Genomic DNA, 23,391 nt, shown 5'->3' with positions numbered 1-23,391 from the left:
TTCCGCCATGCGCGTCGACGTGATGGCGGTCCCGCAACCGCTGGACAAGATCGGTGACCTGGCCCGCCGGACCCAAGCCGCGGGTTTCTCGGGACTGCTGCTGACCGAGACCGGGCGCACGCCCTACCTCAACGCCGCCGTCGCGTCGCAGGCCGCGCCCGGCCTGGAGCTGTCCACCGGGGTCGCGGTGGCCTTCCCGCGCAGCCCGTTCGTCACGGCCGCCGCCGCCTGGGAACTGCAGGAGGCGACCGGCGGGAAGTTCCGGCTCGGCCTCGGCACGCAGGTGCGCACCCACGTGGTGCGGCGCTACGGGATGGCCTTCGAGCGGCCGGGTCCGCGACTGCGCGACTACGTGCTCGCCGTCAAGTCGTGCTTCGCCGCGTTCCGGACGGGCAAGCTCGAGCACCGCGGTGAGTTCTACAACCTCGACTTCATCACCCCGCAGTGGAGCGCCGGACCGATCGACGCGCCCGACCCGAAAGTCGATGTGGCGGCGGTGAATCCGTGGATGCTGCGGATGGCCGGCGAGGTGGCCGACGGCGTGCATGTGCACCCGCTCGGCGAGCCCGGCTACCTGAGACGGCACGTGGTGCCCAACGTCGCGGAGGGGGCGGCGAAGACGGGCCGCTCGCCGTCGGACATCGCGATGACCGTGCCGGTGATGACGATCGTCGGCGACACCGACGAGGAGCGCGCCGCCGAGCGGGAGTCGGTGCGTGCCAGCATGTCGTTCTACGGCAGCACACCCAACTACGCGTTCATCTGGGACCAGGCGGGTTTCGAGGGGACGACCGCACGCATCCGGGAGAAGCAGAAGGCCGGCGACTTCGCCGGGATGGCGGCCCAGATCACCGACGAGCACATCGCCGCGTTCGCCACCGAGTCGACGTGGGACGGGTTGGCCGACGCGCTGAGGGCGAAGTACGCCGGGATCGCGACGCGGCTGGTGTTCTACAACGCTTTTGGCGCGCTGGGCGACCCCGAGCGCTTCGGGCGCTACGGCGAAATCGCCCGCCGGCTGCAAGCCACGTAGCGCTGCGCGAAGGTGCGCAGAATGCCGCGGTTTACGGCGTGTCGCCGTACAGACCCGCACGCTCGCGGCAGCTCAGCAGTTACTTCGCGGCGTTGTTACTTGGCGGCGTTGTACTTGTTGATGGCGTCGTCGAGTCGCTGCAGCGCCGCGCCGTAGGCGGCGAAGTCGCCCTTTTTCTGGGCGTCTTTCGCCGCGCCGATCGCCGCCTGGATGTCCTGCAGGGCGGCGGCCTTGGCCGCCGACAACGTCACCGACCCGTCCGGGGACGGCGGCACCGCGGCCGGCGGCGGCGGCCCCGGTGGGGCGGCGGGCGCCGGTGGGGCGCCGGGGCTGGGCGGGCTGGCCGGCGGGACCGGCGCCGCGCCCGGCTCGGTGGGCTGGATCCCCGTCGCGGTCGCGCCGGCGCCGGGTCCGAACAGCCCGTTGAGGGCGTCGCCCACCGTGGGGCCGTAACCGATCTTGTCGTTGTACATCATGGCCACCCGGATCAGCCGCGGGTACGACGACGCGGCGTCGCTGGCCCCCGGCGAGGCGTAGACGGGTTCGACGTAGAGCAGGCCGCCCTGGCCCACCGGCAGGGTGAGCAGGTTGCCCCACCGGATCCGGTTCTGGTTGTCGCGCCCGATCACGCCCAGGTCCTGGGACACCGCCGGGTCGGTGGTGATCGCGTTGTTGGCCAGCTTCGGGCCGTTGACCTGACCCGGGATGGTCAGCACGGTGATCCTGCCGTACGTCGCCGGGTCCGAACTGGCGCTGATGTAGGCCGCCAGATAGTCGCGCTTGAACCTGTTCATCGCGCTGATCAACTGGTATGACGCCGAATTGTCGTTCTTCGCAATGTTTTTCGCGACGATGTAGTAGGGCGGCTGATAGCTGCTGGCGGTGGGGTTGGGATCCAGCGGCACGTCCCAGAAGTCCGACGTGGAGAAGAAGGTCACCGGGTCGTTGACGTGGTACTTGGCCAGCAGCATCCGCTGCACCTTGAACAGGTCTTCGGGGTAGCGCAGATGCTCGGCGAGCTCGGGGGTGATGTCGCTCTTGGGCTTGACAGTGCCGGGGAACACCTGCATCCAGGCCTTCAGCACCGGATCCTGCTCGTCCTGCTGGTAGAGCGTGACGGTGCCGTCGTAGGCATCCACGGTGGCCTTCACCGAGTTTCGGATGTAGGACACCTGCTTGTCGGGCGCCAGCCGGTTGAACGCCACCTCGGTGGAGTCGGCGGTGGCCGATTCCAGGGAGGTCAATTCGGAATACGGGTAGTTGTCCAGCGTGGTGTAGCCGTCGATGATCCACACCAGCCGCTTGTTGACGATCGCCGGGTACACCGAGCTGTCGGTCGTCAGCCACGGCGCCACCGCCTCCACCCGCCGCGCGGGATCACGGTTGAACAGGATCTTGCTGTTTGCGCCGATCACGTTGGAGAACAAGAAGTTTCGCTCGGCGAACTTGGCGGCGAAGACGCTGCGGGACAACCAGTCGCCGACCGGGACGCCCCCGAGCCCGGTGTAGGTGTAGTTCTTGGTCTCGGTGCTGGTTTCGTAGTCGTATTCGCGGTCGTTGCCGTTGCGCCCGACGATCGCGTAGTCGGCGGAGGTGTTGGAGATGACGGGCCCGTAATAGATGCGCGGCTGGTCCAGCTGCGCCGGCCCGTCGGACACGATGCTGCCGTTGGCGCCGACGACGTTGGCGAGGAATTCGGGGTAGCCGCCGTTCTGGTTGGGGTCGTTGGCGATTCCGCGCACCGTGTTGGCCGGCGACGCGATGAAACCGTTGCCGTGGGTGTAGACGGTGTGCCGGTTGATCCAGTCCCGCTGATTGTCGATCAGCCGGTCGGGGTTGAGTTCCCTTGCGGCGACGACATAGTCGCGCAGCGCGCCGTTGCGATCCAGGTAGCGGTCGATGGACAGCTGGTCGGGGAAGTAGTAGAAGTTCTTGCCCTGCTGGAACTGCGTGAACGCCGGGCTCACGATCGTGGGGTCCAGCAGCCGGATGTTGGAGGTGGTGGCCCGGTCGGCGGCGACCTGCTGGGCGGTGGCCTGCCCGTCGCCGGTGTAGTTGCGGTAGCTCACCTGGTCGGACGTCAGGCCGTAGGCCTGCCGCGTCGCGGCGATGCTGCGGCTGATGTATTCGCTTTCCTTCTGCGCCGCGTTGGGCCTGACGCTGATCTGCTCGACGATCAACGGCCACCCGGCGCCCACGATCAGTGACGACAGCAGCAACAGCACCAGGCCGATGGCCGGAATCCGCAAGTCGCGCAGGGTGATCGCGGAGAACACCGCGGCGGCGCAGATCACCGCGATCGCCATCAGGATCAGCTTCGCCGGCAGCACCGCGTTGATGTCGGTGTACCCGGCGCCGGTGAACGGCTTGCCGCCGCGGGTGTGCGACAACAGCTCGTAGCGGTCCAGCCAATAAGCGACGGCCTTGAGCAGCACCAGGATTCCGACCAGGGTCACCAGCTGGATGCGCGCCGAGCGGCTCAGCGCGCCGGTGCGGCCGGACAGCCGGATGCCGCCGAAGATGTAGTGCGACAGCAGGTTCGCGAGGAACGCCAGAAACACCGCCACGAACATGTAGCTGAGCAGCAGCCGGTAGAACGGGAGCTCGAACGCGTAGAAGCCGAGGTCCTTGCCGAACTGGGGGTCCCTGATACCGAAGGTCCCGCCATGCAGGAACAGCTGGACCCGCACCCAATAGCTCTGCGCGATGATGCCGGCCAGCAGGCCGACCGCGACCGGGATTCCGATGCCCACCACCCGCAGCCGCGACACCACGACGGCGCGATACCGCGCCACGGGATCGTTGTTGTTGCTGGGGACGAACACGGGCCGGGTGCGGTAGGCCACGGCGAGCCCGGCGAACACGATGCCGCCGACCAGCAGGCCGGCGACCAGAAAGACCACGATGCGGGTGACCAGCACCGTGGTGAACACCGCGCGATAGCCGAGCTCACCGAACCACAGCCAGTCGACGTAGGCGTCGATCAGGCGTGGGCCGGCGAGCAGCAAAACGATCACACCCAGTGCGATCAGGATCAGAATCCGGCTGCGCCGAGTCAGCTTCGGCATCCGTGCGGTGGGCCGCATCCCCACTGGCTACGCTCCCTGATCGATCTGGCCGGGCTCAAGAGATTCCCGAGATTTCTAGCTCACAACTGTACGCATCGCGCGCGGCCGCCCGGGGGGCTAGCAACTGGGCGGCTGACCGCCCGACGTGATCGTGTGCAGCGCGTCCACCGCCTGGCCGAGCGTCTCCACCTTCACCAAGCGCAACCCGGACGGGTTGTCCGAGGTCGCCTCGTAGCAATTCTTGGCCGGCACCAGGAACACCGTGGCCCCGGCCGCGTGCGCGGCGACCATCTTGTGCGTGATGCCGCCGATCTGGCCCACCTTGCCGTCGACGGAGATGGTGCCGGTTCCCGCGATGAACTTCGAGCCGGCCAGATCGCCGGTGGTGAGCTTGTCGACGACCGCGAGGCTGAACATCAGCCCGGCCGACGGGCCGCCCACGTTGGCGAGGTTGAAGTCGATGACGAACGGCGCCCAGGGCGCATCGAGCACCGCCACACCCATGAAGCCGTAGTCACGATCCTTGTTGGTGCCCAGCGTGATCTGCGTGGTGCCGATGGGGGCGGCCGCGTCGTTCTTGCGGCGGTAGTCGATCGTCACCACCTGGCCGGGTTTGGTGTTCTTCAGGAATCCCGTGAACTGCTCGACGTTGGCCACCGGTTTGCCGTCGACCGCGTCGATGGCGTCACCGGATTTCAGCTTGCCCGCCGACGGCCCGGGGTCGGTGACCGTCGCGACCGTCACCGCGGCCGGGTACTTCAGGTACCCCAGGGCCGCGTATTCGGCGCTGTCCTCGGAGTTCTTGAAGTCGGCGTTGTTGGCCTTGTCGACGTCCTCCCGCGACTTGCCCGGGGGGTAGACGAGGTCGCGCGGAATCAACTGTTCCTGTCCCGACAGCCACAGCGTCAGCGCTTCGCCCAGGCTCAGCTCGTCGCGCTGGGACACCGTCGTCATGTTCAGGTGGCCGGTCGTCGGGTGTGTCACGGCGCCCTGGATGGCGACCACCTGCTTGCCGTCGACCTCGCCGAGGGTGTCGAACGTCGGGCCCGGCCCCAGCGACACGAACGGCACCGTCACCACCGCGAGCAGCACGCCGAACACGATGATCGGCACCAGCGCGACGATCAGGGTCAGAATCCGCCTGTTCACGCCGCTTACCCTAGCCGGAGCCAGCGCCGGGACGTTCAGCTACGAGCGTGACCCGGGATACCCCGTGGCGCCCCGGCGGTGAGTACCGTTAGCGGTATGCCTGACCTGCCTTTCGGCTTCTCCTCCGGCGAGGACCCGGAGCACGAGAAGCACGGGAAGAAAGATCCCGATTCCGGCTCGGGGGGCTCCGACCCGCTGGGTGCCTTCGGCCTGGGCGGGGACTTCGGCATGGGCGACCTGGGCCAGATCTTCACCCAGTTGGGCCAGATGTTCAGCAGCGCGGGCACCGCCGCGACCGGCGGCGAGGCGTCGGGACCGGTCAACTACGAGCTGGCGCGGCGCGTCGCGTCCAACTCGATCGGGTTCGTCGCGCCCATTCCCGCCTCGACGAGCAAGGCGATCGCCGACGCCGTCCACCTCGCCGAAACCTGGCTGGACGGCGCGACGGCGCTGCCCGCGGGCACGTCCAAGGCGGTGGGCTGGAGCCCGACCGACTGGGTCGACAACACGATGCAGACCTGGAAGCGGCTGTGCGATCCGATGGCCGAGCAGATCGCCACGGTGTGGTCGTCGTCGCTGCCCGAAGAGGCCAAGACCATGGCGGGTCCGCTGATGGCGATGATGTCGCAGATGGGCGGCATGGCCTTCGGCTCGCAGCTGGGCCAGGCGCTGGGCCGGCTGTCGCGTGAGGTGCTGACCTCGACCGACATCGGTCTGCCGCTCGGCCCCAAGGGGGTCGCCGCGATCCTGCCCGACGCGCTCGAATCGTTCGCCACCGGGCTTGAGCAGCCGCGCAGCGAGATCCTGACGTTCCTGGCCGCGCGCGAGGCCGCCCACCACCGGCTGTTCAGCCACGTGGCGTGGCTGTCCAGCCAGTTGCTGGGGGCGGTCGAGGCCTACGCCCGGGGCATGAAGATCGACATGACCGGGATCGAGGAGCTGGCGCGCGACTTCAACCCCGCGTCGCTGTCCGATCCCGCGGCCATCGAGAGCCTGCTCGGCCAGGGGGTTTTCGAACCGAAGGCGACGCCGGAACAGCAGCAGGCGCTGGAGCGGCTCGAGACCCTGCTGGCGCTGATCGACGGCTGGGTGCAGGTGGTGGTCACCGCGGCCCTGGGCGATCGGATCCCGGGCACGGCCGCGCTCAGCGAGACGCTACGCCGGCGCCGGGCCAGCGGCGGCCCGGCCGAGCAGACCTTCGCGACGCTCGTCGGCCTCGAGCTGCGGCCGCGCAAGCTGCGGGAGGCCGCGGCGCTGTGGGAGCGGCTGACCGAGGCCGTCGGCGCGGACGCCCGCGACGCCGTCTGGCAGCACCCGGACCTGTTGCCCGGCGCCGACGACCTCGACGAGCCGGCCGGCTTCATCGACCGCGTCATCGGCGGGGACACCAGCGGCATCGACGAGGCCATCGCGCGGCTCGAAGACTCCGGCACCGACGACTCGGCCGGCGGCGGCGCGGACAACTGAGCCGCGTTCACCCGTCCTGCTGGAATCATGTCTGATTGGGCCCCGGCCGCCCGCTGAAGTGCTACTTTGCGACCAACCGATTGTCGGGCCGGTCTTTGCGAGCGAACATGGTCAACCTCCGGATCGCCACCGCGGTGCGCACCGCCCTGGCGGCCGCCTGCATCGCGACCGCCGGCGTTTCATCGGTAGCGGCGTGCGGCCCGGCGCCCCCGTCGATGCGCGCCACCGGCGGCGCCTCCGGCAGCCCGTCGGCGACCGCGCGGCCGGCCGCCGACGGCGTATACGGCGACCCGGAGGCGGCGGCCAAATATTGGGTGCAGCAGTCGCTCGAGGACACCTGCGGGCTGGCGTCGGTGGCCGACGTGGTGGGTGAGGTCACGGGCAACGCTCCGACGGAGAAGCAGATCATCAAGCTGGCACAGAACACACCCTCGGTGATCCGTGATGGTCCGATCTACCTTCCCACCGGCGACCCCGGCCACGAAACCGATGCCGGCGGCATCGACATGGCCGACACCGTCGTGCTGCTCGAGCACTACGGCATCAAGTCGCGGATGATCTACGACACGCAGCCCGACCAGACCGGGCTGCCGGCCCTGGAGCAGTACCTCGGCGCCAACCGCAAGGTGATCGCGTGGGTCAACGGCGGAACGATCTTGGACAGCGACGACCAGCGCACCGCGCCCGACCACTTGCTCGTCGTCACCGGGGTCGACACGAACACCGAGACCGTGCACCTCAACGACCCGTACGCCGATCACGCCAACACCAAGGTCAGCATCAAAAGATTCATGACCGCCTGGAAAGTCGGGCAGAAATCGATCGTCGTCACCTCGTGATAGCGGCGCTGTGGGTCAACCCTCCGACCCGGGCAACCCATTCGCGCCGAATAACCGCGCTTTGCCGCCGGCGCCGCCGGCTGCGATGAGGAGCGCGGCGCTGTTGCCGCCGTTGCCGCCGTTGCCGCCGTTGCCGATCAGCCCGGAGATGCCGCCGGTGCCGCCGGTGCCGCCGGGACCGCCTGCGGTATCGCCGCCGGTGCCGCCGGCGCCACCGAAGCCGAAGACGATGCCGGCGTTGCCGCCGCCTCCGCCATTACCCCCGCCGCTGGTGGTGCCGAACCCGCCGATGCCGCCGGCGCCACCGGAACCGGACAGCGTGCCGCCAGCCCCGCCGGCCCCGCCGGTCCCGCCGATGAGGCCGAAGCCGCCGGCGCCACCGGCGCCACCGACACCATTGAGGAAACCGCCGTTGCCGCCACTCCCGCCGGCGCCGCCGTTGTGAGCAGTGCTTGCTCCGCCGGCGCCGCCGGTGCCGCCGTCGCCGAAGAGCCCGGCAGCCCCGCCGGCGCCGCCGTTGCCGCTGAGGCCGGTACCGAGGGGACCGGTGGCACCGAACCCACCGGCCCCGCCGGTGCCACCGGCGCCGAACAGCATGCCGCCGGCACCACCGGTGCCGCCGGTGCCACCGACGGTGCCGGTGCCACCACCGCCACCGACCTGGCCGAACCCGCCGGCGCCACCGGCACCGCCGTGGCCGAACAGCCCGGCAGGCCCGCCGGCGCCACCGGCCCCGGTCATGGCCGACTCTGTCTCGGAGCCGGTGCCCCCGGCACCGCCGATGCCCCACAGCAGCCCGCCGGCCCCGCCGTTCCCGCCGTTGTTGCCGCCCGTGCCGGTGCCCCCGGCTCCGCCGACGCCGATCAGCCCTGCGCGCCCGCCGTGACCGCCAACGCCGCCGAGGTCCCCAACGCCGTGGCCGCCGGGGCCGCCGGCGCCGCCGTTGCCCCAAAGCAGCCCGCCGGCCCCGCCGTTGCCGCCGGGGCCGCCGGGGCCGGTACCTGGAGCGAACCCAGACCCGCCTGACCCGCCGTTGCCGCCGTCGCCGATCAGCCACCCGCCGGGTGCGCCGTTTGCCCCGCTCAACGGCGCGCCGTTGGCACCGTTGCCGATCAACGGGCGCCCGGTCAGCGCCAGGAAGGGCGCATTGATCAGGCCGAGCACATCCTGCACGACCGCTTGCGCCGGATTGGCCGCAAACGCCGCAACATTGGCGGCTTCCGCGTCGGCGTAGGAGCCCGCCCCCGCGCTCAGCGCCAGCACAAACTGATCGTGAAACGCCGCCGCCTGCGCGCCGAGCGCCTGAAAGCCCTCCCCATGGGCGGAGAACACCGCCGCGATGGCCACCGACACCTCATCGCCGGCGGCGGCCAGCAGCCTCGTGGTCTGGGCCGCCGCCACCGTCCGGGCCGCGCCGACGTTCGTGCCGATGGTCGCCAAATCCGTTGCCGCCGATATCATTAGCTCCGGCGCCGCGATCACAGACGACATGTCAGTCCACCTATAGCTAGCCCCTGGTTGTCACTAGCCCGGCGGTCCTCCACCGTCAGAACAGAAAGAAATTCTAGGCCGCATTGGGTTGCCGTTAAATGCCTTCCGCCCAAGCGCGGGCCTGTGGATAGCTGAGGACGGCGGTTGCCGCCGGCGTGGCACAGTCTGACCCCATGTCGGCCGCCACGCTGTCGATGTACGCGCTGAACCCCGCCATGCCGGTGCTGCTGCGGCCCGATGGTGCCGTGCAGGTCGGCTGGGATCCGCGCCGCGCCGTGCTGGTGCGTCCACCGGGTGAGCTGACCGCGGCGGACCTGGCCGGCTTGCTGCGGTCCATGCGATCGCCGACGCCGCTCTCGGAGTTGCGCCGACGGGCCGCCGAGCGCGGCCTGCGGGCCGCCGACGGGCTGAACGACATGGTGGCCCAGCTGGTCGCGGCGGGTGTGGCGACCGAATCCGCGAAGTCCCCCGGCCGGTCGCCGTCCATCCGCATCCACGGCCGCGGGCCGCTGTCCGAGCTGCTCGCCGACGCGCTGCGCTGCTCGGGGGCGCGCATCGCGCACAGCAGCCAGCCGCACGCGGCCGTGTCACCCGCGGCCGTCGACCTCGTGGTGCTGTCGGACTTCCTGGTCGCCGACCCGCGCATGGTGCGCGACCTGCACAGCCGGGGCGTCCCGCACCTTCCGGTGCGGGTGCGAGACGGCACCGGCCTGGTGGGCCCGCTCGTCATTCCCGGCAAGACCAGCTGCCTGGGCTGCGCCGACCTGCACCGCAGCGACCGCGACGCCTCGTGGCCGGCCATCGCCGCCCAGCTGCGCGACACCGTCGGGGTGGCCGACCGGGCCACCCTGCTCGCGACGGCGGCGCTGGCACTCAGCCAGGTGAACCGCGTGATCGCGGCGGTGCGCGGGCAGCAGGCGGTGCCCGATCCCGCGCCGCCGCCGGCCCTGAACGCCACGCTGGAGTTCGACCTCGACGCCGGGTCGATCGTCGCGCGGCAATGGACCAGGCACCCGCTGTGCTCGTGCTAGCCGAGCCGTCCCTGTTCCGGAACGCACGTCGACACCGCGGCGTAGGCCCTGGCGAATTCCTCCAGGATCTCCGCGGTGAGGGTGCCGTCCTTGCGGTTCTTGTCCAGGGTTTCGATGATCGCCCTGAACAAGGCGTCGGCGGCGTCGTGCTGCGCTTGCTTTGCTGCCATGGCTTTGCCTCCTCTGCTGTCTTTTCTCCTATGTCTCCCAAGTGCAAAGACAACCTATGGTCCGGATCACCGGTCCCGCGCGCTGACCGTCGTGGATGATGGATGTGTGTCAGACATCAAACGCGGACGCGCGGCGCGCAACGCGAAGCTGGCCAGCATCCCCGTCGGCTTCGCCGGCCGGGCGGCGCTCGGCTTCGGCAAGCGGTTGACGGGCAAGTCGAAGGACGAAGTCCAGGCGGAGATGCTGGAGAAGGCCGCCAACCAGCTGTTCACGGTGCTGGGTGAGCTCAAGGGCGGGGCGATGAAGGTCGGCCAGGCCCTGTCGGTGATGGAGGCCGCCATCCCCGAGGAGTACGGCGAGCCCTACCGCGAGGCGCTGACCAAGCTGCAGAAGGACGCGCCGCCGCTGCCCGCCGCGAAGGTGCACCGGGTGCTCGACGCGCAGCTCGGCACCAAGTGGCGGGACCGGTTCAGTTCGTTCGACGACACCCCGGTGGCGTCGGCCAGCATCGGCCAGGTGCACAAGGCGGTGTGGTCCGACGGCCGCGAGGTGGCCGTGAAGATCCAGTACCCCGGCGCCGACGAGGCGCTGCGCGCCGACCTGAAGACGATGCAGCGGATGGTCGGCGTGCTCAAGCAGCTTTCGCCGGGCGCCGACGTCCAGGGCGTGGTCGACGAGTTGGTCGAGCGCACCGAGATGGAACTCGACTACCGGCTCGAGGCCGACAACCAGCGCCGGTTCGCCAAGGCGTATCAGGACAGCCCGCACTTCCTGGTGCCGCACGTCGTGGCCAGCTCGCCCAAGGTCGTGGTCCAGGAGTGGATCGAGGGGATCCACATGGCGGAGATCATCCGCAACGGAACCCGCGAGCAGCGCGACCTGATCGGCACCCGCCTGCTCGAGCTCACCTTCGACGCCCCGCGCCGGCTGGAGATGCTGCACGGCGACGCCCACCCGGGGAACTTCATGCTGATGCCCGACGGCCGGATGGGCGTCATCGACTTCGGCGCCGTCGCGCCCCTGCCCGGTGGCTATCCCGTCGAGCTCGGGATGACGATCCGGTTGGCCCGCGACAAGAACTACGACCTGCTGTTGCCGACGATGGAGAAGGTCGGCTTCATCCAGAAGGGCCAGCAGGTCTCGGTGCGCGACATCGACGAGATGCTGCGCCAGTACGTCGAGCCCATCCAAGTCGACGTCTTCCACTACACCCGCAAGTGGCTGCAGAAGATGACCGTGGTGCAGATCGACCGGTCGGTGTCGCAGATCAAGACGGCCCGGCAGATGGACCTGCCGCCCAAGCTGGCGATACCGATGCGGGTCATCGCCTCGGTCGCCGCGATCCTGTGCCAGCTGGACGCGCACGTGCCGATCAAGGCGCTGTCGGAGGAACTGATCCCCGGTTTCGCCGAGCCCGACACCGCGGCGGTCTAGGCCGCTCCTGCGTTCTAGGCCGCGACGGCGTCTTTGCGGGGCCGTCCGCGCGGGCGTTTGCGGCTCACGATCGCGCCGCGCTCGAAGATCTCGCCGCCCCACACACCCCAGGGTTCCGCCCGTTCCAGCGCCGCGGTCAGGCACTGGCGGCGCACCGGGCAGGGCGCGCACAGCGTCTTGGCGCGCTCGAGGTCGGCCGGGGCCTCGGCGAACCACAGGTCGGGATCGTCGACGTGACAAGGCAATTCCGGCAGCGTCGGTCTTCGGACTGGCAATGCCGACATGTCCTGCTCACCTGCTTCCTGGTCGGATGGTTGTCCTTCGTGGTGATCCGGACCAGGGCGGGTTTTCGACCCGAAAACAATGGCCACGGATCCTGCTGACTTCGGGTCCGTGGCCATCAAAGGGGGCTGGTTAGGTGGGGCCCCAATCCACGGACGCGTCGGTCGCGGCGGCGACGCGGTGCTTCACCGCTGCCGCCTTGGCAGCGGCATGGGCAGCATGGGAGGCGGCCTCGGGCAGACCTTCAGCCGGCACCGCGGAGGCCACGCCTACGCCGAACGCGTTCGTGATCATCGTGGCGAGCCTCCTCTCAGCCGGCAGCGGTGTGCGGTTTCGAGGTTAAAGGGTAGCCGCCGGGCCGCACAACCGAATTTCTGACCTGCGCAATCGCCCTCAGCGGGCCGCCCGGACCAGCTCCAGCACGTCGGGTCCGTACTGTTCGAGCTTGCGCGAGCCGATGCCCGGGATCGCGATCAGGGCCGCTTCGTCGGCGGGCAGCAGCTCGGCGATCGCGATCAGGGTGTTGTCGGTGAAGACGACGTAGGCCGGCACCTTCTGTTCCTTGGCGACGTCCATCCGCCAGGCCTTGAGCCTCAACAACAAGTCCTCGTCGATGTCGGCCGCGCACGTCTCACACCGCCGCAGCATGATGGCCGCCGGGGTGGTCAGGTTGTTGTTGCAGATCCGGCAGCGCGTCGCGGTGCCCTTGTTGCGACGGGACCTGGCCGGGGCGGCGTCGGCGCGCGCCTGCGGGGCGATCCCGTTGAGGAACCGCGACGGCTTGCGGCTCTGCCGCCCGCCCGGGCTGCGGGCCAGCGCCCAGCTCAGCGCCAAATGGACTCGCGCCCTGGTGATTCCGACGTAGAGCAGCCGGCGCTCCTCCTCGACGGCCTCGCTTTCGGGTCCGTGCGCCAGCGCGTGCGAGATGGGCAGCGTGCCGTCGGCCAATCCGACCAGGAACACCGCGTCCCACTCGAGCCCCTTGGCCGCGTGCAGCGAGGCCAGCGTGACGCCCTGGACCACCGGCGGGTGGCGCGCGTCGGCGCGCAGGCGCAGCTCGGCCACCAGCCCGGCCAGGTCGAGCTGCGGGCGCTGCGCCACTTCGTCGTCGACCAGCTCGGCCAGCCCGGACAGCGCCTCCCAGCGATCCCGGGCCCGGGTTCCGGTCGGTTCCTCGGCCGTCAGGCCCAGCGGCTCCAGCACCGCGCGGACGACCTCGGGGAGCGGGCCCTCTTCGCCCCGGTCGGCCGCACGCTGCAGCGCCAGCAGCGCCTGCTTGATCTCCTGCCGGTTGAAAAACCCCTCCCCGCCGCGGATCTGGTAGGTGATGCCCGCCTCGGTCAGGGCCTCCTCGTAGACCTCGGATTGCGCGTTGACCCGGTACAGCACCGCGATCTCGGCGGGCGGCGTCCCGGCTTCGATCAGCCGGCCGATCGACTTGGCGACCGCGGCTGCCTCGGCGGTTTCGTCGGGGTGCTCGTGAAACGACGGTGCCGGGCCCGGCGCGCGCTGCCCGGACAGCTGCAGCTTGCTCCCGGCGACGCGGCCGCGGGCCGCGGCGATCACCTGATTGGCCAGGGAGACGACCTGCGGGGTGGAGCGGTAGTCGCGTTCCAGGCGCACCACCGTGGCGTCCGGGAACCGACGCGAGAAGTCGAGCAGGAACCGGGGCGTGGCGCCGGTGAACGAGTAGATGGTCTGGTTGGCGTCGCCGACGACGGTGAGGTCGTCGCGGTCGCCGAGCCAGGCGGCGAGCACGCGCTGCTGCAGCGGGGTGACGTCCTGGTACTCGTCGACGACGAAGCAGCGATAGCGGTCGCGGAACTCCTCGGCGACGGCGGCGTCGTTCTCGATCGCGGCCGCGGTGTGCAGCAGCAGGTCGTCGAAGTCGAGCAGCGCCATCGACTCGTCGCGCACCTTGAGGGCCTCGTAGGCGGAGTAGACGGCCGCGATCTGCTTGGCGTCCATCGGGACGTCGCGGGCGGCGTCGGCCACCGCCGACGCGTACTCCTCGGGGCCGATGAGCGACGCCTTGGCCCACTCGATCTCCCCGGCCAGGTCGCGGACGTCGTCGGTGCTGACGTTGAGCCGGCTGCGGCCGGCGGCCCTGGCCACGACGGGGAACTTGCTGTCGAGCAGCTGCCAGCCGGTGTCGCCGACCACCCGCGGCCAGAAGTAGCGCAGCTGGCGGTGCGCGGCCGCGTGGAAGGTCAGGGCCTGCACGGCACCCGAACCCGGGTGCCCGCTCTGGGCGAGCGCGCGCAACCGCGACCGCATCTCCCCCGCGGCACGCTGGGTGAAGGTGACCGCCAGGACCTGCCCCGCCGCCACGTGCCCGCCGGCGACCAGCTGGGCGATCCGGTGCGTGATGGTGCGGGTCTTGCCCGTCCCGGCGCCCGCCAGCACGCAGACCGGGCCCCGGGGCGCCAGCACGGCCTCGCGTTGCTCGTCGTCGAGCTCGGCGGTCAGCGCGTCGGCGAGCAGCGGCATGGGCTTCATCTTGGCTTCCATGAAAGCAGGAGTGGCCGACAAACACGCCGTGGCGCCGTGCGTGAATCGGGTCGCCGCGGAATTCCGCGTCGCCGCGGTACGTTGAGCGGGCTATGGCCAACGCTCTCACGATGTACACGACGTCCTGGTGCGGCTACTGCCATCGGCTCAAGACGGCGCTCAAGTCCGACGGGATCTCCTACGACGAGGTCGACATCGAGGAGGACCGGGCCGCGGCGGAGTTCGTCGGCTCGGTCAACGGCGGCAACCGGACGGTCCCGACGGTGAGGTTCGCCGACGGGTCCACGCTGACCAACCCGAGCGCGGCCCAGGTCAAGGCGAAGCTCGCCGAAGTGGGCTAGGGCGCCTCAGTCGAGCGCGGCCCAGGATTCGATGATGACCCGCGCGATCGAAATCGAGCCGGGCAACAGCAGTTTGGACCCCTCGGAGTTCGACGCGCTGCTCCAGTCGCCGGCGTCCAGCGCCGCCCGCACCTCGTCGCGGGTGAACCAGCTCGCCTCGGCGATCTCACCGTCGTTGAACGAGAACCCCTCGTCCGGGTCGGCCACCGCGTGGAAGCCGACCATCAGCGAGCGCGGGAACGGCCAGGGCTGACTGCCCAGGTAGCGCACGTCGCGCACCGTCAGGCCGATTTCCTCGCGGATCTCGCGGGCGACGCACGCCTCGAAGGACTCGCCCGCCTCCACGAACCCGGCCAGCAGGGAGAACATCCGCTCCGGCCACACCGCCTGGCGCGCGAGCACCGCGCGGTCGCCGCCGTTGTGCACCAGACAGATCACCGCCGGGTCGATGCGAGGGAACTCCTCGTGACCCGTGACCGGGTTGACCCGCGACCAGCCACCACGGGCAGGTCTGGTCGGTGAGCCGTCCGTCGCGCTGAATCGCGCGCTGTCATGCCAATTCAGCAGCGCGAGGGCCGACGACACCAGTTGGCTGCTGGTGTCGTCGAAGATCCGGCCGAGGCTGCGCAGGTTCACCACCTCGGCCTGCACATCGGGATCCTCGGGCGCCTCCAGCGGGCCGCGGATCGCCCAGACGTGGCGGCCGCCTTCGATGCGGCCCAGGAACACCGCCTCCGGCGGCGGCTTGTCGGCCAGTGTGGCCGCGTTACCGAGCACCACCCGGCCGTCGGCGACCAACACCTGGTTGCGCGAATCCACCCGCAACAGCGCGGCGTCCGGCCAGCCCGCGGTCGCCGCCTCGACGTCGGTGCGCAGCTGATCGGCGCGGTCGGCGCCGACGCGCGACAGCACCGGAACCTCGCGCAGGCGAAACTCCCCAATCGCCACCGGGTCCGATTGACGGCGACCCGCCATCAGTGCCCCGCGTTGCGGATGTAGAGCAGCCGGTCGCTGGCCTCGATCGCGTCCACCTCGGGGGCGCCGATGCGCAACAGGTGGCCGTCGCGCACCACGCCCAGCACGATGTCGCGCAAATGCCTTGGCGATCCCCCTATTTCGGTCTGCTCGACCTCTCGTTCGGCGATCGCCAGGCCGGCGTCGGGGGTCAGCAGGTCCTCGATCATCTCCACGACGCTCGGCGTGGTGGTCGCAAGCCCGAGCAGCCGGCCGGCGGTTTCGGAGGAGACCACCACCGAGTCGGCGCCGGACTGCCCCAGCAGGTGCTGGTTCTCGGCCTCGCGGATCGACGCCACGATCTTGGCTTTCGGCGCGATCTCCCGCGCCGTCAGCGTGACCAGCACGGCGGTGTCGTCGCGGCTGGTGGCGACGACGATCGACGCCGCGTGTTGCGCCCCCGCCAGCCGCAGCACATCGGACTTGGTGGCGTCGCCGCGGACGGTGACCAGGCCGGCCGAGGCGGCGTGTTCGAGCGCGATCGCGTCGGTGTCGACGACGACGATCTCACCCTGAGCCTCCTCGTCGCCGAGGATGGCCGCGACCGCCGTTTTGCCCTTGGTGCCGTAGCCGATCACGATGGTGTGGTTGCGCACTTTGCTCCTCCAACGCTGGATCTTCCACCCCTGCCGCGACCGCTCCGACAGCACCTCGAGCGTCGTGCCGACCAACACGGCCAGGAACGCGATCCGCAGCGGCGTGAAGATCACGGTGTGAACCAGCCGCGCCGTTTCGGTGTACGGGGTGATGTCGCCGTAGCCCGTCGTCGACAGCGACACCGCGGAAAAATACAGGCAATCGAGGAAGGTCAGCGGCTGGCCGCGCAGGTCGCGGTAGCCGCCGGCGTCCAGGTAGACGATGACGGCGGCGCCGAACAGCACCAGCAACGCGATCGCGACCCGGCGCGCGATGACGCGGGTGGGGCCGGCGTGGTTCTCGGGGATGCGCAGAACGCCGACCAGCTGATGACCGGGCTGGGCGGTCAGTGTCTCGTCCAGACCGCTCAATTTGCGGGCCCTACCGTTGCCCACGGCGCTCCATCATCGGCTGAAGCCCAGCGCACGAGACACGCACGACTCCTATGTAACCACGCTGGCGCGCGGCCCATGACGCGAGCGGCGCACCTCACACCGCGACGGCGCCGCCGGGCGGCCCGGTGAGCAACGCGGCCAGCTCGGCGGGTTCGGGCAGTTCATCGGGCGTGACCGTGACGCCGGTGCGTACGTAATAGAAGGCGGTGCGCACCAACGACTCCGGAACCCCGGACAGCGCGGACCAGGCCAACCGGTAGACGGCGAGCTGGACGGCGGCCTGGCGCAGGGCTTCCGCCCCGCGCGGCGGCTCACCGGTCTTCCAGTCCACGACGGTGGCGCCACCGTCGGGGTCGGCGAACACGGCGTCGATGCGGCCGCGGACGACGGTGTCGCCGATCGGCATGTCGAACGGCACCTCGACGGCCACCGGGGTGCGCGACGCCCAGCGCGATCCGGCGAACGTCGCCTGCAGCGCGGTCAATTCCGAGGTGTCGCCGAGGTCGGAATCCGCCGCGCCCGGCAGGTCGCCGAGATCGAACAGCGAGTCCGCGCCGTAGAACCGCTGGACCCACGCGTGGAAGGCCGTGCCGAGGGAGGCGTGGGGGTCCGGGCGCGTCGGCAGCCGGTACACCAGCCGCTGCGCCGCGGCCGCCGGGTCGCGCGCCAGGTCGACCAGCCCGCTGACCGACACCTGACTGGGCAGGGCGCGGGCGCGCCGGCGCTCCGAGCGCACCCGCTCGGCCAGTAACACATCGACGTCGGGGTCCCTGGGGGCACCTTCCGCTTGCGGGGGACCCTCGGCGTCGGCGACGGACTCGCCGAAGTCGGCGGACATGGCCCGGACCACCAGCGCCGCCCCGCCCTCGACGTCGCCGCGGCGCGCGGCCAACGGGTCGGTCGGCCACGTCGCCTCGATGACGTTGTCGCGCAAGGGGTTGCGCTCGCCCTCGGCGGGCGCGGGCGCCCACTCTTCCACCACGCCGCAGGGGTCCCCGTCGGCGGCCGAACCGTCGATGACGTCCTTGAGCTCGCACAGGAATTCCGACGGGCCCCGGGGTTTGACGCCCGTGGATCCCCACTGATGGCCGGACACCAGCAGGGTGTCCTCGGCGCGGGTGATGGCCACGTACAGCAGCCGGCGCTCCTCGTCGACACGGCGCTGCTCGAGCTGGCGCCGATGCTCGAAGACCTTGTCGGACAGCTGCTTCCGGTTGGTGACGTCGGAGACGTCCAGCACCGGGATGCCCAGCGAGCCGGCCGAGGCACGGTCGCCGCGCAGCAGCGGCGGCAGCTCGCCGGCGTCGGTGAGCCACGTGCTGCGCGACGCGGTCGACGGAAAGACCCCGCCCGACAGGTGCGCCACCGCGACCACCTGCCACTCCAGGCCCTTCGCCGAGTGCACCGTGAGCACCTGGACCCGGTCTTGCGCCACCGCCGGCGGGGCCGGCGGCAAGCCGTTCTCCACCGCCTCGGCGACATCCAGGTAGGCCAGCAGGCCGGCGACCGATGCCACCGCTGAGGCGTCCATCGTGCGTTCGGCGTAACCCGCGACGACGTCGGCGAAGGCGTCGAGGTGTTCGGCCCCGGTCCACGGCTGCCCCACGGCGGCCGCCGCGCGCACCTCGCAGTCGACACCCAGCACGCGGCGCACCTCGGCGACCAGGTCGGGCAGCGAATGGCCGAGATGCCCGCGCAGCGCGCACAGTTCGGCGGCCAGCGCCGTGATGCGTCGATACCCCGCCGCCGAATACGCGGCGGCCGGACCGGGGTCGCTGATCGCGTCCGCCAGGCACGCACCGTCGGAGTCGGGGCCGGCGGCCAGCGCGATCGACTCGGGCGACGGCGCCGCGCCCGTCCGTCCCCCGGCCAGGTCCAGCGCACGTTGCCACAGCGCGGCGATATCCCGTCCCCCGAGCCGCCAGCGTGGGCCCGTCAGCACGCGCATCGCCGCCGCGCCGGCGGTCGGGTCGGCCACCAGCCGCAGCATGGCCACGACCTCGGCGACCTCGGGGACCGACAGCAGCCCCGCCAAACCCACCACCTCGACCGGGATTCCCCGCGCGCGCAGCGCGTCGGCGATGGGTGCGGCGTCGGCGTTGCGGCGTACCAGCACCGCGGCGGTCGGCGGGGCGACGCCGTCGGCTCCGGCCCGGCGGTAGTGCCCCTGCAGCTGGTCGGCGATCCACTCGCGTTCGGCCCGAACGTCGGCGAGCAACGCGCAGCGGACGGCGCCCGGCGGGGCGTCCGGGCGGGAGCGCAAGGCGCGCACCGCGACCGACCGCCGCCGCGCCTCCGCCGACACGGCGTTGGCCACCCGCAGGGCGCTGGGCGGGTTGCGCCAGCTGGTCCGCAGCTCCAGCACGGGCGCGGGCGTGCCGTCGGCGCGGGGGAAGTCGGTGGTGAACCGCGGCAGGTTCGTCGCCGAGGCGCCGCGCCAGCCGTAGATCGACTGGATCGGATCCCCGACGGCCGTGAGCGCGAGCCCGTCGTCGACCCCGCCGCCGAACAGCGCCGACAGCGCGATGCGCTGGGCGTGCCCGGTGTCCTGGTACTCGTCGAGCAGCACCACCCGGTAGCGGTTCCGCAGCTCCTCGCCCACCCGGGGGAAGCCCACCGCCAGCCGGGCGGCATAGGCCATCTGCATGCCGAAGTCCATCGCCTTCGTGGCGCGCAACCGGTCGCCCAGCGCGTCGAGCAGCGGCACCAGCTCGGCGCGCTCGGTCTGGGCCGCCAGCAGGCGCAGCAGCCACCGGCTGGGCCCGCGGTCGCGCTGATAGGGACCGGCCGGCAGGGCGTGAATCAGCCGTTCCAGCTCGACGTGGGTGTCGCGGAGCTGGCCGGTGTCCACCAGGTGCTCGGCCAGCTGGCCCCACAGCCGCAGCACCATCGAGGTGACCGCGGCCGGCGTCTTGTCGGTGCGCAGCTCGCCGCCATATCCGTTGACCACGTCGAAGGCCAGCTGCCACAGCTCGGTTTCGCCGAGCAGCCGGGTGTCCGGCTCGACGGGCAGCAGCAGGCCGTGGTCGCGCAACAGCGCGCCCGCGAAGGCGTGATAGGTGCTGACCGCGGGGGCGCCGTCGGGTTCGACGGCGGCGGCGCCGCCCAGGCCGATGCCGGCCAGGCGGGCCAGCCGGGAGCGCACGCGGCGCAGCAGCTGGCCGGCCGCCTTGCGGGTGAACGTCAGCCCGAGCACCTGGCCGGGCTCGGCGTGGCCGTTGGCGATGAGCCACACCACCCGCGCGGCCATCGTCTCGGTCTTGCCGGCGCCGGCCCCGGCGATGACGACCAGCGGGCCCGGTGGCGCCGCGATGACGGCGGCCTGTTCGTCGGTGGGCGGGAAAAGCCCGAGCGCGCAGGCCAATTCGGCGGGGCTGTAGCGCGGGTTCACGGCGTGGTCCCGTCGGCGTGGGCGGGACAGCACGGCCGGATCGGGCAGTGCGCGCAACCGTCATTGCGCCGGGCGACGAACTGCGGCCCGGCCGTCGCGTCGGCGGCGTGGCGCACCAGGTCGCGCCATTCGTCCCGGGCGGCCGCCGTCAGCGGGTCCTGCTCGCGCACGATGGCACCGCCGGCGCCCGCCTTGCCCACGTACACCAGCCGCGCCCCGCCGGGCTCGTCGCCGCCGGCGATCAAGCCCTCGGCGACCGCCAGCTGGTACGCCGCCAGCTGCGCGTGTTGCTGGGCATCGTCCTTGCTGACCGGTGTCTTGCCGGTCTTGACGTCGACGATGACGAGCCGGCCGGCCGCGTCGCGCTCCAGCCGGTCGACCCGCCCGCGCAGCCGGATCTCGCCGCCGTCTTCGCGGGGTGTGCCGAGCGTTCCGTCGACGCCCACCTCGACGCCGACCTCGGTGAGCTCGCCCCGGGTCTGCGCCCGCCACTCGAGGAACGCTCGAACCATCGCGCGATGCCGGGCCAGCTCGTTGGCCGAGTGCCACCGCGCCTCGAAGGGCAGATGCCTCCAGGCGCGGTCCAGCTCGGCCAGCAGTTCGGATTCGGTCTTGCCGGGTTGGGCGATCAGCGCGTGCAGCACCGAGCCGAGGGTGGAGCGCAGCTCCCGTGGGCTGCTCCCCCCGTGCCGTTCGGCCAGCCAGCGCAGCGGGCAGTCGTTGAGCGTCTGCAGGGTCGACGGGGTCAGCGTGACGGGCTCGCCGCTCGCCCGCAGCGGTGCACCGGTGCTGACCGGCAGCAGGCCATGCCAGCCGGCCGGGTCGGCACCCGGGACACCGGCCTGGGCTAGCCGCGCCAATTGCGTTGCGGCGCAACGGCGGACCGCATCGTCGACCGCGCCGGCGGGCGCACACACGACACTGCGCAGCCGGCCCACCACGGCGGCCGTGGACAGCACCCGCGGTGCCGAGACCGGTTGCGCCGCAACGGGATCGCCGCAGTCGGCCCATTGCGCGATTTCGGAGAAGAACGCCGAGGGCAGCGCGGCCTCCGCATCGGCCCCGCCCGCGTCGCCGTCCACCGCCGTCACCAGCAACCGGCGCCGCGCCCGGCCCAGTGCGGCCACCAGCAGCCTGCGCTCCTCGGCCAGCAGCGGCGCCCGCACCGAGGCGTCCCCGCTGACACCGTCGAGAGCGTCGAGCAGCCGCTGGGTGTGCAGCACGCCACCGCGCGGAACGGTGTTGGGCCACAATCCATCCTGCAGGCCGGCGATGACCACGAAGTCCCATTCGTGTCCCAGCGCGGCGTGCGCGCTGAGCACCCTGACCTGCTCGGCCCGGCAGTCGGGCTCGGTGTTGGCGCCGGGCACTTGCAGCGCCGCGACGTGCTCGACGAGCCCGCGCAGCGACGCGCCCGGGGTGCGGGCCACGTAGTGATCGGTGATGTCGAACAGGGCGGTCACCGCCTCCAGGTCCTTGGCGGCCTGGGCACCGGCGGGGCCGCCGCGCTCGGCGGCCGACAGCCAGCGGCGCTGCAGACCGGACCGCTGCCAGGCGGCCCACAGGGTGTAGCGCGGATCCTGGCCGTCGCGATCGCAGCGCGCGGCCGCGTCCAGCACCGCCCGCACCCGCCGCAGCGCGCGGGACTGCGGCCCGGGGAGCGGCGCGTCGGCGTGCAGGGCCTCGACGAGCAGGCCGCCGAAATCGCCCGGCGCGCGATCGGCGTTGGCGCGCTGCAGCGTTCGGCGTAGCTGCCGCAGCGACACCGGATCGACGCGGCCGATGGGGCCGGTCAGCAGCGCCAGGGCCAGGTCGCCGTCGAGCCCGCCGGCGGTGGCCGCCAGCACGGTGAGCAGCGCCCGGGCCGCGGGCTCGTCGGACAACGACCCGCTCGATGAAGGCGCGGCGATCGGTACGCCGGCGGCCGCGAGCGCGCGCGGCAAGCGCGCTCCGGCGCGCGGCACCGACCGGACGATGACGGCCATCTGCGACCACGGCACGCCGTCGACCAGGTGGGCGCGCCGCAACGCGTCGGCGATCATTGCCGCCTCGGCGTGCGCCGAGGCGGCCAGGCGCACCGCGACGGATCCCTCCTCGGGCCCGGTGCCGTCGATGCGTCTGCCCGCGCTGCCGCCCGGCAACCGGCCCGCCACGCCGCTGACCGCGCGCGCCACGGCCGGCGCGCAGCGATGCGACACCGTCAGCGTCACCGACGGTGAATCGTCGGCCAACAGCCCGGACCCCTCGCCGCCGCGGAAGCCGAACACGGCCTGGTTGGGGTCGCCGGCGATCAGCGTCGTCTCGGTGCCCGCCGCCAGCGCCCGAACCAGGCCGGCGGCCTGCGGGTCGAGTTGCTGGGCGTCGTCGATCAGCAGGACGCGGACCCGGGCGCGTTCGGCCGCCAGCAGCTCCGGGTCAACCGCGAAGGCCTCCAGCGCGGCGCCCACCAATTCGGCGGCACCCAGCGCCGGCGTCGTCGCCTGCGGGGCCGCCGTCCCGACCGCCGCCCGCAGCAACATCACCTGCTCGTACTGGCGCGCGAACCGGCCGGCCGCGGTCCATTCCGGACGCCCGCACCGACGGCCCAGCCGCTCCAGTTCCTGCGGATCCACGCCGCGTTCCGCGCAGCGCGCCAACAGGTTTCGCACCTCGGTGGCGAAACCGGCGGTGGCCAGCGCGGGCCGCAGGTGGGCCGGCCACCCGCTGGCCGAGCGCGTCCCGTCCTCGAGGTCACCGGCCAGCAGTTCCCGGATGATGGCGTCCTGTTCGGCGCTGGTGACCAGCCGCGGGGGCGCATCGCCGGCCCGCTCGGCTGCCCGCCGCAACACCGCGTACGCATAGCCGTGCACGGTGCGCACCAGCGGCTCGCGCACCGCCGCGCGGCCGGGACCGGTGGACCGCGACCGCAGCAGCGCCCTCGTCAACGCGCTGCGGGCCCGGACCCCGATCCGACCGGAACCGGTAAGCAGCAGAACCGATTCCGGTTCGACCCCGACGCCGATCCGGGCGACCGCCGCGTCGACCAGCAGGCTGCTCTTCCCGGTGCCGGGCCCGCCCAGGACACGCACCCGCCCGCGCAGACCGGGCGCCAGCACGGCACGCGCCTCGTCGTCCCAGGTGTATGACATGGCTGCATGC

At 71.7% G+C, this 23,391-nt stretch carries 17 protein-coding genes; 6 read left to right on the top strand and 11 right to left on the bottom strand.

Translation table 11 applies throughout. The features are described 5' to 3' along the window. Positions 1–7: 7 nt before the first annotated feature. Positions 8–1,033, top strand: coding sequence for a TIGR03617 family F420-dependent LLM class oxidoreductase (locus tag A5696_RS21970; protein ID WP_067883097.1), 1,026 nt, complete (start codon positions 8–10; stop codon positions 1,031–1,033). Between the two features lie 95 nt (positions 1,034–1,128). On the opposite strand, the gene A5696_RS21965 is transcribed toward A5696_RS21970, so the two are convergent. Continuing rightward, positions 1,129–4,125: a UPF0182 family protein gene (locus A5696_RS21965; protein ID WP_067883096.1), complete on the bottom strand. Its 2,997-nt coding sequence runs from the start codon at positions 4,123–4,125 to the stop codon at positions 1,129–1,131. Between the two features lie 93 nt (positions 4,126–4,218). Continuing rightward, positions 4,219–5,250, bottom strand: coding sequence for a PDZ domain-containing protein (locus A5696_RS21960; RefSeq protein ID WP_067883095.1), 1,032 nt, complete (start codon positions 5,248–5,250; stop codon positions 4,219–4,221). Between the two features lie 78 nt (positions 5,251–5,328). Between A5696_RS21960 and A5696_RS21955 the strand changes: the two genes are divergently transcribed. Together A5696_RS21955 and A5696_RS21950 are read left to right on the top strand one after the other, a co-directional pair. After that, positions 5,329–6,717 (top strand): zinc-dependent metalloprotease, encoded by a 1,389-nt coding sequence (locus A5696_RS21955; RefSeq protein ID WP_197517049.1) that lies wholly within the window; start codon positions 5,329–5,331, stop codon positions 6,715–6,717. Between the two features lie 107 nt (positions 6,718–6,824). After that, the gene (locus A5696_RS21950) at positions 6,825–7,556 is read left to right on the top strand and encodes a C39 family peptidase (RefSeq protein ID WP_067883093.1); all 732 of its coding nucleotides are present in this window, start codon (positions 6,825–6,827) and stop codon (positions 7,554–7,556) included. A 15-nt stretch (positions 7,557–7,571) separates the two neighbouring features. On the opposite strand, the gene A5696_RS21945 is transcribed toward A5696_RS21950, so the two are convergent. Then, a complete protein-coding gene (locus A5696_RS21945) occupies positions 7,572–9,047 on the bottom strand; it encodes a PE family protein (RefSeq protein WP_082969097.1) in 1,476 nt (491 codons plus the stop codon). 173 nt (positions 9,048–9,220) lie between these two features. On the opposite strand from A5696_RS21945, the gene A5696_RS21940 reads away from it, so the two are divergent. Then, complete coding sequence (locus A5696_RS21940) at positions 9,221–10,078, top strand: cyclodehydratase (RefSeq protein ID WP_067883091.1); 858 nt, start codon at positions 9,221–9,223, stop codon at positions 10,076–10,078. Here A5696_RS21940 and A5696_RS28095 read toward each other — a convergent pair. Next, positions 10,075–10,248 (bottom strand): hypothetical protein, encoded by a 174-nt coding sequence (locus A5696_RS28095; protein ID WP_197517048.1) that lies wholly within the window; start codon positions 10,246–10,248, stop codon positions 10,075–10,077. The genes A5696_RS21940 and A5696_RS28095 overlap by 4 nt on opposite strands. A 91-nt stretch (positions 10,249–10,339) precedes the next feature. On the opposite strand from A5696_RS28095, the gene A5696_RS21935 reads away from it, so the two are divergent. Next, a complete protein-coding gene (locus A5696_RS21935; RefSeq protein ID WP_067883090.1) occupies positions 10,340–11,683 on the top strand; it encodes an AarF/ABC1/UbiB kinase family protein in 1,344 nt (447 codons plus the stop codon). Between the two features lie 14 nt (positions 11,684–11,697). On the opposite strand, the gene A5696_RS21930 is transcribed toward A5696_RS21935, so the two are convergent. The 3 genes from A5696_RS21930 to A5696_RS21925 all read right to left on the bottom strand — a co-directional run bounded on the left by A5696_RS21930 (position 11,698) and on the right by A5696_RS21925 (position 14,455). After that, positions 11,698–11,967, bottom strand: a complete 270-nt coding sequence (locus A5696_RS21930) for a WhiB family transcriptional regulator (RefSeq protein WP_067883089.1) — start codon at positions 11,965–11,967, stop codon at positions 11,698–11,700. 130 nt (positions 11,968–12,097) lie between these two features. Further along, positions 12,098–12,259, bottom strand: a complete 162-nt coding sequence (locus tag A5696_RS28515) for a hypothetical protein (protein ID WP_231964549.1) — start codon at positions 12,257–12,259, stop codon at positions 12,098–12,100. Between the two features lie 99 nt (positions 12,260–12,358). Next, positions 12,359–14,455 carry an ATP-dependent DNA helicase UvrD2 gene (locus A5696_RS21925; protein WP_197517051.1) on the bottom strand — a complete coding sequence of 699 codons (2,097 nt, stop codon included), beginning with the start codon at positions 14,453–14,455 and terminating at the stop codon, positions 12,359–12,361. Between the two features lie 113 nt (positions 14,456–14,568). Between A5696_RS21925 and mrx1 the strand changes: the two genes are divergently transcribed. After that, positions 14,569–14,817 (top strand): mycoredoxin Mrx1, encoded by a 249-nt coding sequence (gene mrx1 / locus A5696_RS21920; protein WP_067883088.1) that lies wholly within the window; start codon positions 14,569–14,571, stop codon positions 14,815–14,817. A gap of 6 nt (positions 14,818–14,823) precedes the next feature. Here the strand turns inward: mrx1 and nudC are convergent, their stop codons facing one another. From nudC to A5696_RS21900, 4 genes are all read right to left on the bottom strand, one after another. After that, on the bottom strand, positions 14,824–15,792 hold the full coding sequence (gene nudC / locus A5696_RS21915; RefSeq protein ID WP_156738538.1) for an NAD(+) diphosphatase: 969 nt from the start codon (positions 15,790–15,792) through the stop codon (positions 14,824–14,826). Beyond that, a complete protein-coding gene (locus tag A5696_RS21910) occupies positions 15,792–16,862 on the bottom strand; it encodes a TrkA family potassium uptake protein (protein ID WP_067883087.1) in 1,071 nt (356 codons plus the stop codon). The genes nudC and A5696_RS21910 overlap by 1 nt, the downstream gene beginning before the upstream one ends. Before the next feature lie 94 nt (positions 16,863–16,956). Beyond that, positions 16,957–20,283 (bottom strand): ATP-dependent helicase, encoded by a 3,327-nt coding sequence (locus A5696_RS21905; RefSeq protein ID WP_369803376.1) that lies wholly within the window; start codon positions 20,281–20,283, stop codon positions 16,957–16,959. Then, positions 20,250–23,381 carry an ATP-dependent DNA helicase gene (locus A5696_RS21900; protein WP_067883086.1) on the bottom strand — a complete coding sequence of 1,044 codons (3,132 nt, stop codon included), beginning with the start codon at positions 23,379–23,381 and terminating at the stop codon, positions 20,250–20,252. Before A5696_RS21900 ends, A5696_RS21905 begins: the two co-directional genes overlap by 34 nt. Positions 23,382–23,391: the final 10 nt, after the last annotated feature.

Source organism: Mycobacterium sp. E2699 (genome assembly GCF_001666745.1).
Taxonomy (GTDB): domain Bacteria; phylum Actinomycetota; class Actinomycetes; order Mycobacteriales; family Mycobacteriaceae; genus Mycobacterium.
This window is presented reverse-complemented; position numbering and strand designations above follow the sequence as displayed.